Source organism: Glycomyces lechevalierae (assembly GCF_027622945.1).
GTDB classification, from domain to species: Bacteria; Actinomycetota; Actinomycetes; order Mycobacteriales; family Micromonosporaceae; genus Glycomyces; species Glycomyces rutgersensis.
The window spans coordinates 73,882-83,724 of record NZ_JAPZVQ010000022.1; the positions used below are offsets into that span (position 1 = coordinate 73,882).

11 protein-coding genes are annotated in these 9,843 nt (G+C 71.9%); 5 read left to right on the forward strand and 6 right to left on the reverse strand.

What is annotated here, in order from left to right:
• Positions 1–86: 86 nt before the first annotated feature.
• On the reverse strand, positions 87–692 hold the full coding sequence (locus tag O2L01_RS23975; RefSeq protein ID WP_270124563.1) for a nucleotidyltransferase domain-containing protein: 606 nt from the start codon (positions 690–692) through the stop codon (positions 87–89).
• 132 nt (positions 693–824) lie between these two features.
• On the opposite strand from O2L01_RS23975, the gene O2L01_RS23980 reads away from it, so the two are divergent.
• The 3 genes from O2L01_RS23980 to O2L01_RS23990 are packed head-to-tail and all read left to right on the forward strand — an operon-like array spanning position 825 to position 1,831.
• Complete coding sequence (locus O2L01_RS23980) at positions 825–1,304, forward strand: DUF2975 domain-containing protein (protein ID WP_270124564.1); 480 nt, start codon at positions 825–827, stop codon at positions 1,302–1,304.
• Positions 1,304–1,519 carry a helix-turn-helix domain-containing protein gene (locus O2L01_RS23985; protein WP_270124565.1) on the forward strand — a complete coding sequence of 72 codons (216 nt, stop codon included), beginning with the start codon at positions 1,304–1,306 and terminating at the stop codon, positions 1,517–1,519. Before O2L01_RS23980 ends, O2L01_RS23985 begins: the two co-directional genes overlap by 1 nt.
• A gap of 21 nt (positions 1,520–1,540) precedes the next feature.
• A complete protein-coding gene (locus tag O2L01_RS23990; protein WP_270124566.1) occupies positions 1,541–1,831 on the forward strand; it encodes a DUF1330 domain-containing protein in 291 nt (96 codons plus the stop codon).
• Positions 1,832–1,833: 2 nt separating this feature from the next.
• On the opposite strand, the gene O2L01_RS23995 is transcribed toward O2L01_RS23990, so the two are convergent.
• The gene (locus tag O2L01_RS23995) at positions 1,834–2,505 is read right to left on the reverse strand and encodes a hypothetical protein (protein ID WP_270124567.1); all 672 of its coding nucleotides are present in this window, start codon (positions 2,503–2,505) and stop codon (positions 1,834–1,836) included.
• A gap of 166 nt (positions 2,506–2,671) precedes the next feature.
• Between O2L01_RS23995 and O2L01_RS24000 the strand changes: the two genes are divergently transcribed.
• Together O2L01_RS24000 and O2L01_RS24005 are read left to right on the forward strand one after the other, a co-directional pair.
• Positions 2,672–5,614 (forward strand): AfsR/SARP family transcriptional regulator, encoded by a 2,943-nt coding sequence (locus O2L01_RS24000; RefSeq protein ID WP_270124568.1) that lies wholly within the window; start codon positions 2,672–2,674, stop codon positions 5,612–5,614.
• Positions 5,611–6,036: a hypothetical protein gene (locus tag O2L01_RS24005; RefSeq protein ID WP_270124571.1), complete on the forward strand. Its 426-nt coding sequence runs from the start codon at positions 5,611–5,613 to the stop codon at positions 6,034–6,036. Before O2L01_RS24000 ends, O2L01_RS24005 begins: the two co-directional genes overlap by 4 nt.
• Positions 6,037–6,191: 155 nt before the next feature.
• On the opposite strand, the gene O2L01_RS24010 is transcribed toward O2L01_RS24005, so the two are convergent.
• The 4 genes from O2L01_RS24010 to larE all read right to left on the reverse strand — a co-directional run bounded on the left by O2L01_RS24010 (position 6,192) and on the right by larE (position 9,612).
• Entirely contained in the window at positions 6,192–7,181 is a 990-nt protein-coding gene (locus tag O2L01_RS24010; protein WP_270124572.1) for a hypothetical protein, read from the reverse strand.
• Positions 7,182–7,505: 324 nt separating this feature from the next.
• Positions 7,506–7,730 carry a hypothetical protein gene (locus O2L01_RS24015; protein ID WP_270124573.1) on the reverse strand — a complete coding sequence of 75 codons (225 nt, stop codon included), beginning with the start codon at positions 7,728–7,730 and terminating at the stop codon, positions 7,506–7,508.
• Between the two features lie 22 nt (positions 7,731–7,752).
• Positions 7,753–8,199, reverse strand: a complete 447-nt coding sequence (gene yidD / locus O2L01_RS25580) for a membrane protein insertion efficiency factor YidD (RefSeq protein ID WP_333490296.1) — start codon at positions 8,197–8,199, stop codon at positions 7,753–7,755.
• A gap of 504 nt (positions 8,200–8,703) precedes the next feature.
• Positions 8,704–9,612 carry an ATP-dependent sacrificial sulfur transferase LarE gene (larE, locus tag O2L01_RS24025; RefSeq protein ID WP_270124575.1) on the reverse strand — a complete coding sequence of 303 codons (909 nt, stop codon included), beginning with the start codon at positions 9,610–9,612 and terminating at the stop codon, positions 8,704–8,706.
• Positions 9,613–9,843: the final 231 nt, after the last annotated feature.

The following is a 9,843-nucleotide window of genomic DNA, read 5'->3' on the forward strand; positions in this document are numbered from 1 at the left end:
ACCTCGACCGTACGCCAACGCTCAAGCCCTTTCGGAAGCCATGCACCACCCCTGCGGTCCGGTGCGGCACCTGGATTGCGCTGCCTTCAGGCGGCGAGGCGGTCGAGCCAGGGGTGGGTGCCGTAGGCGACCGTCATCGATTCGCGGAGCCATTGGCGCTGTTCAGGGTTCAGCTTCGGCGCCGCCATGCGGAAGTCGTGTTCGTCTTTCGGCCTGGCGCCCTTGGCCTTGTACAGCAGTTGAATCTCGGGGGCCAGGTACGGGATGCCGTCGGCCGTGACACGGCCGATCTCCGCGATCGGGCGTCGGATGCGCGGGTCGCGGCGGGAGACCCAGTCGTCGCCGTCGGCCTCGTCGAGCATGAATTGGAGGCGCCAGGGCGCGTCGGCGCTTGGGCGGCACCAGATGTCGTGGACCTCGGGCGGCAGGATCTCGCCGGTCGCCCAGGGCCGCAGTACACCGGGCGGATCGGCGGCCCACCATTCCCAGCCTGAAAGTGCCTGCTGGGCCTGGAGCTGGTCGCGGCGGAGGAGCAGGACGTCGACGTCGCCGTGCGGGCGGAACGGTTCGTCGACCGCGAACTCGATCGCCCACCCGCCGGCGATCCACCATGGCGCATCGACTGGGGTGAGCAGTTTGCGGACTTCGTTCGGTGATGCAGGGTCCCACCTGCCCAGATGATTCGCGGTCATCCGCATATCCTCCGTGTCGGCCGCGCGCGGCGCGACCGATTTGCGGTGCGGCGCAGCCGATGGCGCTCCCGGGTTCGTGCCAACCACGCCACATCTATTGATTTTCGATAGGAACCGATCGATAATCGATACATGAGCAAATTCTTCACGGTCGTCCTCCGCGCCGGCATCGCAGGCGCGATCCTCCTGGGCCTCTTCGGGCAGGTCCTCGTCATCCCCAACTCGGGCATGGAGGAGTTCAACCGGCTCCTCCCCCCGTTCGCCTACCTCTACGCGACCGTCGGCATCCTCGGCATCGCCTGCGTCCAAGTCGCCATGGTCGCGGTGTGGATGCTGCTCACCATGATCGAGCGCGACGCGATCTTCACCCTCAAGGCCTTCCGCTGGATCGACATCATCATCGGCGCCTCGATCGCGGCCACCCTGCTCGCGGCCGGTGTCGCCGTGCACCTGCTCTTCACCGACATCCCCGAGATGACGGTCCTCGGCATGTGGCTCGCCGCGATCGCGGCGGCCGCCGTCGGCGCGTGCTTCGCGATGCTGATGGTCATCATGCGCGGTCTGCTGCGCAAGGCCACCGACCTCGAGACCGAGATGGCCGAGGTCGTCTGATGCCGATCATCGTCGACCTCGACGTCCTCCTCGCCGAGCGCGCCATGTCGGTCGGCGAGTTCGCGGCGGCGGTTGGGATCACCCCGGCGAACGTCGCGGTCCTCAAGAACGGCAGGGCGAAAGCGGTCCGCTTCACCACGCTCGAAGCGATCTGCCGCGTCCTGGAATGCCAGCCCGGGGACGTCCTCCGCTGGGTCCCCGACGACGAGGCCTAACCTCCGGGGATCATGGATCCCATGCCCCCGATCGAACTGTGCTGTCTCCTCCGGGCCCGGCCCGGCGCCGAGAAGGCCATGGCCGCATACGAAACCAAGGTGACCGCGCTCGTCCCCGAACACGGGGGCGAGCTGCTGTCGCGCGTGATCGGCGACGGCGCGGACGGCCACCCGCACGAGGTCCACGTCTACCGCTTTCCCGGCCAGGCCGCCCTCGACGCCTACATGGCCGACCCCCGCCGCCTCGCCCTCACCGAGGAGCGCGACCGCACCGTCGAGAGCACGGTCCTCTTCCCCGTCCGGGTCGTCTGAGGTCAGCGGCCGCCGCCGAGGATCTCGCCGAGGCGCTCCACCGCTTTCGCCTGGGCCGCTTGGATGGTGGCGGTCGCCTGGGCGGACAGCTCCTCGCACTCGGTGTCGAGCGTCGCGTTCGGCACCAGGAACTTGAACCCGGTGAGCCGTCCCTCCACATTGACCTCCGCAGAGCAGAGGTCGTCGTCCGTGGTATGGGCGAACCGCTCGTGCGCGCTGCGGGCGATGCGGTCGCGGAGTTCGTCGCCGCTCCGGTCGGGGACGCGGGCCGCGAAGAGGTCGGCGTGGGCGCGTTCGAGCAGGAGCACGTACTCCGAGCGGGCGGCCTCGGCGGCGGTCCAGGCCGCCTGGATCGCGTCCGCCACCGCCGGGTTGCTCAACCGGTCGATGGTCGGGCTCAGCGCCAGGGACTGCAAGCGCCCCAGGTAGTCGAGGCGCAGCCACGCCACCCGGTCCGCGTCCGTCCCGTCGAAGCCGCGTCCCGCCAGCTCCTCGGTGAGGGCCTCGGCGCGTTCGGCGAGGTCCGCCGCCTGCTCGTACCGCTCCCGGCTCGGGGCCGCGTCCAGGGCGCGGTCGACGCCGTCGCGCACCGCCCCGGCGGGGAGCCGCGCGGCGGCGTGGCGCCCGGCGGCCAGGCGGTCCTCGTAGTCCTCGGGGATCTCGATCCGGTTCATCGGCTTTCCTCCTCAAACGCTGGTCAAGTGCATCGTTCCCGGCGCGCTCACGGATCGGTCACCGATCGGTCATGCCCCGCCGCCGCGCCGTTGGGGAATGCGTCACTTATGGCGTTGTGGGACACTGGAGGTTCCCCTGTCCCGGTTCGGAGCGAAGGCGGAACACATGCCCCACCTCGACGTTCGCCTGCTTGGGCCCCTTGAGCTCCGCGTCGACGGCGTCCCGGTCGCGATCCCGCGCGGGAACACGGCCACGGTCCTCGCGATCCTCCTCGACGAGGCCAACGGCGTCGTCCCGCTCGAGAGCATCGTGCGCGCCGTCTACGGCATCGACATCCCGCAGGACCCCGAGACGCAGGTGCAGAACACCATCGGCGTCCTGCGCCGCAAGCTCGGCGCCGCCCGCGACCGGGTCGAGACCGTCGGCCGCGCCTACCGGTTCCGCATCGACACCGCCGAACTGGACACCTTGCGCTGCAAAGCGAACGAGGACCACGCCCGCGCGCTGCGCAACGAGGGCCGGCTCGACGAGGCCGTCGCCGCCCTCCGCGACGCCCTCGGCGAATGGCACGGCCCCGCCCTCGCCGACCTCTCCGGCGCCACAGTGGACTCGATCCGCCGCCGCTACGACGAGCACCGCCTCGCCCTCCTCGAACGCCGCATCGACCTCGACCTCGACCTGGGCCGCGCCGCCGAGGTCGTCGACGAACTGCGCCAGATCGTCGCCGTCCACGGCACCCGCCAGCGCTTCACGGCCCTTCTCATGCGCGCCCTCCACGCCTGCGGCCACACCGCCGAAGCCCTCGAAGCCTTTGCTGCCCTGCGGGAACGCCTCGCCGACGAACTCGGCGCCGACCCCGACCAGCCCCTGCGGGACCTCCACACCGCGATCCTCCGCGACGGCCCGCCCGCCGACCCCGCGGCCCCGGCCGCCTCCGAAGCGCCGTTCCCGCGCCGCATCCCGGTGATGCTCCCGCGCGCCAACACCCGCTTCACCGGGCGCACCGGCCAGATGCGCCTCCTCGACGGCTTCCTCGAAGCGGCCGAAGGCACCGCGGGCCTCGCCGTCGTCACCGGCATGGGCGGCGTCGGCAAGACCGCGCTCGCCGTCTCCTGGGCGCACCGCGTCGCCCACCGCTTCCCCGACGGCCAGTTGTACTTCAACCTGCGCGGCTTCGACCCGCTCGCGCCCGGCGCGGACGCCGCCACCGTCCTCGGCGAAGCACTCGTCGCCCTCGGCGTCGAAGCCCACCACCTCCCGGCGGGCCTGGACGAGCGGATCGGCCTGTACCGCACCGTCCTCGCGGGCCGCCGCGTCCTCGTCGTCCTCGACAACGCCCGCGACGCCGCCGCCGTGCGCCCGCTCCTGCCCGTCGCCCCCGGCTCGTTCACCCTCGTCACCAGCCGCGACCGCCTCTCCGGCCTCGACGCCACCGAAGGCGCCGACACCGTGCCGCTCGAACTGCTGTCCGACGCCGACGCGTGGGCGCTCCTGGTGCGCCGCATCGGCATGGACCGCGCCATGGACGAGGAGCGCGCCGTCCTCCGCATCGTCGCCTCCTGCGGCCGGCTCCCCTTGGCGCTCACCCTCATCGGCGCGTGGGCCGCCGCCCACCCGCAGTTCTCCCTCGCGTCCCTCGCGGACCGGCTCGACACGACCACGAACGTCTTCCGCGTCCTCGCCTCCACCGATCTCGCCTCCGACCCCCGCTCCGTCTTCGCCTGCTCCTACCAGGCCCTCGGCTCCCGCGCCGCCCGCGCCTTCCGCCTCTTCGGCCTCCACCCCGGCCCGGACCTCACCGTGCCCGCCATGGCCAGCCTCATGGGCGTCCCGCCCGCCGACGCCGAAGCGGCCCTCCACGAACTCGCCGGCGTCCACCTGATCGACCAGCCGAGCGAGGGCCGGTACACCATGCACGACCTGCTGCGTTCCTATGCGGCCGAACGCATCACGGAGGAGGTCGCGCTTGCCGAGCGGGACATGGCCGAGACTCGCCTCGTCGACCACTTCATCCAGTCGGCGCAGGCGGCCGCGCAGTTCCTGAGCTTCCACAGCGGAGGACTCGACCTCGACCCTCCGGTGCCCGGCGTCGCCGTCGAGCACATCGCCGACCTGGCCGCCGCCGCGGCTTGGTTCGGCAGCGAATACGAAGTGCTGCTCGCGCTGCTGCGCCGCCCGAGCCCGCCCGGCGGCGACTCGCGCACCTGGGGGCTGGCATGGTGCCTGGCCGGATACATGATCGACCGCGGCCTGGGGCCGGACCTCTTCGAAGCGCAGTCGGCGGCGCTCGCCGCGGCGGAGCGGAGCGGCGACGTGTTCAAGCAGGTCGTCTCGCTCGGATACCTCTCGGCGGCGAACCTCCTCATGGGCGACCGGGACGCGTCGCGCGCCTACCTCGAGCGGGCCACGGCGCTGACCGGCGGCATCGAGCAGCCCTGGGCCAAGGGCTTCGTCTACTACGCGCTGTGCGTCCAGGCCGGGCGCGAAGACCGCGATGCGGATGCACTCGCATACGGCCGCCGCTCCTCCCAGTACTTCCATGAGGCGGGCAGCCGGTTCTGGGAGTTCCGGGCGATCTGGGCCATCGGCTGGCACAGTGCCCGCCTCGGCATGCACGCCGAGGCCCGCGAGCACTTCGACCGGCTGCTCGCTGCGGCCGAGGAGTCCGGGGCCCCGCCGGGGATCGCCAGCGCGCACCTCGGCTACGGGTTCATCGCGCACCAAGAGGGCCGGCTCGACGAGGCGCTGTTGCATTACGACCGGGCGCGTGAGGTGTTCGCCGAGTACGGGGTGGACCCGAGCGTCGCCTACGTGCGTGAGCTGACCGGCGATTCGCTGGCCGCCAAGGGGGCGGCGACGGCCGCGGCCGCTGAATGGAGGTCGGCCGAGCGCGTGTACGCCGAATACGGGACGACCCACGAACTCACCCGCGTGCGCGGCAAGCTCGAAGACGTCGGCAAGGTTCGCGTTGCCGTCGAGGGCGGACTGATCAGCGTGGGTGCCCGCGAGGAGCCCTCCCGTCTCGAGCAGGCGGTCCGAGAGACGTTGGACGCGTTCGGATATGAGGTCATCGACCAGACGTCCGCGTTCGAGGAGGTCGAGCGGTGAGCGATTCGGCGCCGGGCGGCGCGCGGCGGCTGCGGCGCATCTTCAAGATCGGCCCGAAGCGGCCGGATCAGACCGCGGGGCTCGAAGCGCTCGCGAGGGCCGTCGTGGCCCGGTTGCGGCAGGACGGCTCCCCGGTGGTCATGACCGCTGTCGATCCCGTCCAGGTCGCCGCGGTCACCGGGCTGATCGATTCGATCCAGGGCTACGAGGACGCGGTGGTGAAAGTGGGTCCGCTGGTCGTCTCGAAGTACCGCGACCGGCTGCGGGCGCACTGCTGTACCGAAGCCGAGGCGTTGCACCTCGAGCGGCACCCGGCGATCCTCGATTCGGCCGCCGACCTGATCCTCCTGATCGACAGTCTGGCGGCGGGGGGTCTGCTGCCGTCGGACGAACCGCCTCGGGGGAGGCATCGGCGCGCCTGAACGGGACCGTCCGGCCGGGTGCGAGAACGGGGTCGGGGGGGGGGCCGGCGGCGGGGGGCCCCCCCCCCGCGGGGGGGGGGGGGGCGGCGGGGGGGGGGGGGGGCGGCGGCGGCCCCCCCCCCCCCGCGCCCCCCCCCGACCACATGCGTTGCCGCTCAGGCGGCCTCGGCGTCGAAGTCCGTCGCGAGCAGCGCCTCGATCGCCGGGTCGTAGAGGGCCGCGCCCGATTCCGACACGCTCGCCACGCCGATGAACCCGTTCACGCCGTCCACGTCGACGACGAGGAGGGCCGTGTCCTCGTAGAGGTCGGTGGTGTCCGGCGAGGCCGTCCAGGAGTTGCGCCATTCGGCGAGCACGCCCGGGCGACCGTCCACTTCGACCGGTGTGTAGGTGAGCTCGCTCTGCTGGTAGCCCTCGACGGTGGAGAACCCGTCGCCGAGCCACACCTCCGAGGCGCTGAGCGCGCTGGCGTTGAGGTCGGCCGGGTCGAAGACGGCCGCGGCGCCGGAGAAGAGGCCGACGCCGAAGATCGAGACCCAGGTCTCGGTGTGGTTGACCTGGTAGAGCTCGGCGTCCGCGAGGGGTTCGCTGGCGACGCCGGGGCCGGCCGCGGGCTGCCATTCGGCGCCGGGGATGGGCGTGACCGATCCGAGCGAGGCCACTTCGAGGTGCGTCCCGGAGGGCGCGGGCGGGGCCTCGGACTCCTGGTCGCCGCCGGTCTCGTCCTCGCCTTCGCCGCCGCCGGGGGTGTCCTGGACCGTGGCGTCGTCGTCCGCGAGGGTCGCGTCTTCGTCGTCGCCGAGGAAGTAGTAGCCGCCGAAGGCGCCGATCGCCATGAGGACGACGACGCCGATGACGAGGAGGATCGTGCTCGAGCTGCTCTTCGTGTTGGGCTGCACCGGCGGCGCGCCGTACTGCGGGTACTGGGCCTGGTAGCCGGCGGCCGGGTCGTACTGCGGGGCCTGGCCGGGGTACTGCTGCGGGGCCTGGCCCGGGTACTGCTGCTGGCTCGGAAGATGGGTGGTCGGGTAGGACTCGCCGCCGACCTGTCCGGGGGCGTAGCCTCCCGCGGGCGGCTGCGCGCCGGGCTGGGAGGGCCCGTACTGGCCGGGCTGGCCGGCGGGGTCTTGCGGGGGGTACGTCATGGAGCGATCGTATCCGGCACCCGCGAGGGCTGTCCCCCTCAGGATTGGTGAGAAAACACTAAACCGGGACGGGTGCCGCACCCGCCCCGGCTTCAGGGATCCGAAACTAATCCCTAGTATTCCCGCCCTGTCAAGAGCGGTTTCGTTAGCGAACCATTACCGTTCCTCGGCTCGTGAACACCGCCACCGTGCGGCCCGGAACGGTGAACGTCCCGGTCGCGTCATCGTGACGAGTGCGCGACGAGACGCGCACCCCGTGCGCGCGAGGGCATACCGCCTATGAAGTTCTCTGACGACGTCTTGGTAACCCGTTGCGGACGGCTGTTAGTGCCGCTCGTCCTCGAGGATCCGCGTGGCGACCGGCGCGTCGTGCTCGTAGTGGATGCTGTTGACCGGCAGCGGGAACGACGAGACGCCGAACGGCGAGGAGGCGCCGATGTGTCCGGACGTGAACTCACCGACCTCCAGGTGCCCGGGCTTGACGGCGCGGCTGCGCGGCTTGAACGCGTCCGTGTCGGACTGGCGGCTGGCGATGTTCGACTCACTCATGCGCTGGATTTTAACGGGCGCCTCAGCGGCCGGGCACCGGATCATGGGTGCCCGCTGTCACCCCCGGCCGGCACCGCAGCACCCGGCCGAGTGCGAGCCGTCCGCCGGCCCACAGGCCGTACCGGGAGACGGCCCGGTACCCGAAGCCTGAACAGCTCGGCACGAACCGGCACTGCACCTGCACGCGCGGCGACAGCCACCGCCGGTACGCCGCGATGAGCCGCAGCCCGAACCGCCGCGGCCCCGGCCGGTGTCGCTCTCGCGCGACCGCCAGCCGCTCCGGCGTCAACCGCCCGAACCCGAAGAGCACCAACGCGAACGAATGGAACGGCCCCGGATCGGTCGCGCCCCCGCATGCTGCCGCGCACGCGTTGCACGGCCCGCCCGGGCCGCATGCCGCGCCCAGGGGCGAGCCGCACCCGGCCGAGCACCCCGGCTGATAGGCGCTCACGCAGCCCGAAACCTCCACAGGACCGTTCTACACGCCGAACCGCCCCGGCCACGACCGGCCGGGGAACGAGTTGCGGCGGAGCCGCATGAGACGGTGGTCGACGCGACCGAGTGTCGATTGGGGAGGGTTCGCGGACCTGTGACCAAAAAGCACATACACCGCACGTTATGGGCCGAACACCCCTATATCAGGGAATTGCCAGGGACGGTTCAGGACGCGCTCAGCCTCATGCCCCACGGTGGGGGCCTCGGGGAATGAGGGGTTCCCGAGGGGTTATGGACCCGGTGAGGCGGATCTTCGGACTCATCCTCCACTGACGATCGCCGCTGGCCCGTCTCACCGGGCACTCTCCGCTGGGCACTCTCAATCCCCGGCTCGCCATACCGAGCGTTTCTCTTGAATCACGTTGTGTCACACCCTGGTGTCAGGGTTGTTGACCGGGGGTCCATCGTGCGGAACATATCCGGAATATCCCCATAAACTCGCCCCGCTAAACCCGGCCCGTCGTCAACGGCCTCCGGCTCAGCGGTACCGCTCGGGATTCGGCAGCAGCTCGTTCATCGCCCCGGACCGGAAGCCCTGCTCGTCCAGCCGCACCTCGGTGAAGCCCTCAACGGCCGCAAGCACTTCCGGCCGCCCGGCGACCGCGTCCACCATCTCGGCGTCGATCTCGACCTTCGCGGTGTCGCCGCCCATGTCCCGCACGCGCAGGTTGCGCACCGGGATCGCGGCCTCCGCGAGGGCGCGCCGCAGCGCGTGCTCGGCGTCGGCGACCCGCTCGAGCCCGCCCGCGGTCACTTCGACCCCGTAGGCGATGCGGCTCGCGAGGCAGGCCGCGGCCGGCTTGTCCCACGTGGGCAGGCCCCATGCGAGCGAGGCGGCGCGGATCTCGGACTTGCTGAGCCCGGCGTCGGCCAGCGGCGTGAGCGCCCCCGCGTTCGCGGCGGCGCGGATCCCGGGCCGGAACCCGGCCCGCAGGTCGTCGGCGTTGGTGCCGGTCGCGACCGCGGCGATGCCGCGCTCGGCGGCGAGCGGCCCGACGACGCTCATCAGCTCGGTCTTGCAGAAGAAGCAGCGGTCGCCGGCGTTGGCGCGGTAGCCCTCGCGCGAGAGCTCGTCCGTGGTCGGCGAGTGGTGGGCGACCCCGAGTCCGGCCGCGAACTCGCGGGCGCGCTCGAGTTCGATGCGCGGCAGCGAAGGCGAGACGGCGGTCGCGGCCTCGACCCGCTCCGGCCCGAGCGCGCGCACGGCCGCCGCGAGCAGGAAGGCCGAGTCGGCGCCGCCGGAGAACGCCACCATGAGCGACGGCAGCGAGGAGAGCCGGTCGAGCAGCGCGTCGACCCGCGCTGCGGTCGCGCCATCGAGTTCGGAAATCTCGCCGCGGGCGGCGGCATCGGTCGCTGGGGGAGTCGCCTGAGCCTGGGAGGTCACCTCACAGAGCCTATCCCGCCACGGGCCGACGACCGTTTTCATGGGGCATTCCGGATATGTTCCAAACGATGGCCCCCCGGTCAACAACCCTGGCATAGGGGTGCGACATCGAGTGGTTCATGAGTCACGCTCTGTATGGTGCGGGGTGCGGGGTGCGGGGTGCGGGGTGCGGGGTGCGGGGTGCGGGGTGCGGGGTGCGGGGTGCGGGGTGGGGGGTGCGGGGTGCGGGGT

Bases quoted from the DNA above. Each gene is read 5' to 3' on its own strand.
- O2L01_RS23975 (WP_270124563.1), bottom strand. From the start codon at position 692: ATGACCGCGAATCATCTGGGCAGGTGGGACCCTGCATCACCGAACGAA.
- O2L01_RS23980 (WP_270124564.1), top strand. From the start codon at position 825: ATGAGCAAATTCTTCACGGTCGTCCTCCGCGCCGGCATCGCAGGCGCG.
- O2L01_RS24010 (WP_270124572.1), bottom strand. From the start codon at position 7,181: ATGACGTACCCCCCGCAAGACCCCGCCGGCCAGCCCGGCCAGTACGGG.
- O2L01_RS23995 (WP_270124567.1), bottom strand. From the start codon at position 2,505: ATGAACCGGATCGAGATCCCCGAGGACTACGAGGACCGCCTGGCCGCC.
- O2L01_RS23990 (WP_270124566.1), top strand. From the start codon at position 1,541: ATGCCCCCGATCGAACTGTGCTGTCTCCTCCGGGCCCGGCCCGGCGCC.
- O2L01_RS24015 (WP_270124573.1), bottom strand. From the start codon at position 7,730: ATGAGTGAGTCGAACATCGCCAGCCGCCAGTCCGACACGGACGCGTTC.
- O2L01_RS23985 (WP_270124565.1), top strand. From the start codon at position 1,304: ATGCCGATCATCGTCGACCTCGACGTCCTCCTCGCCGAGCGCGCCATG.
- O2L01_RS24000 (WP_270124568.1), top strand. From the start codon at position 2,672: ATGCCCCACCTCGACGTTCGCCTGCTTGGGCCCCTTGAGCTCCGCGTC.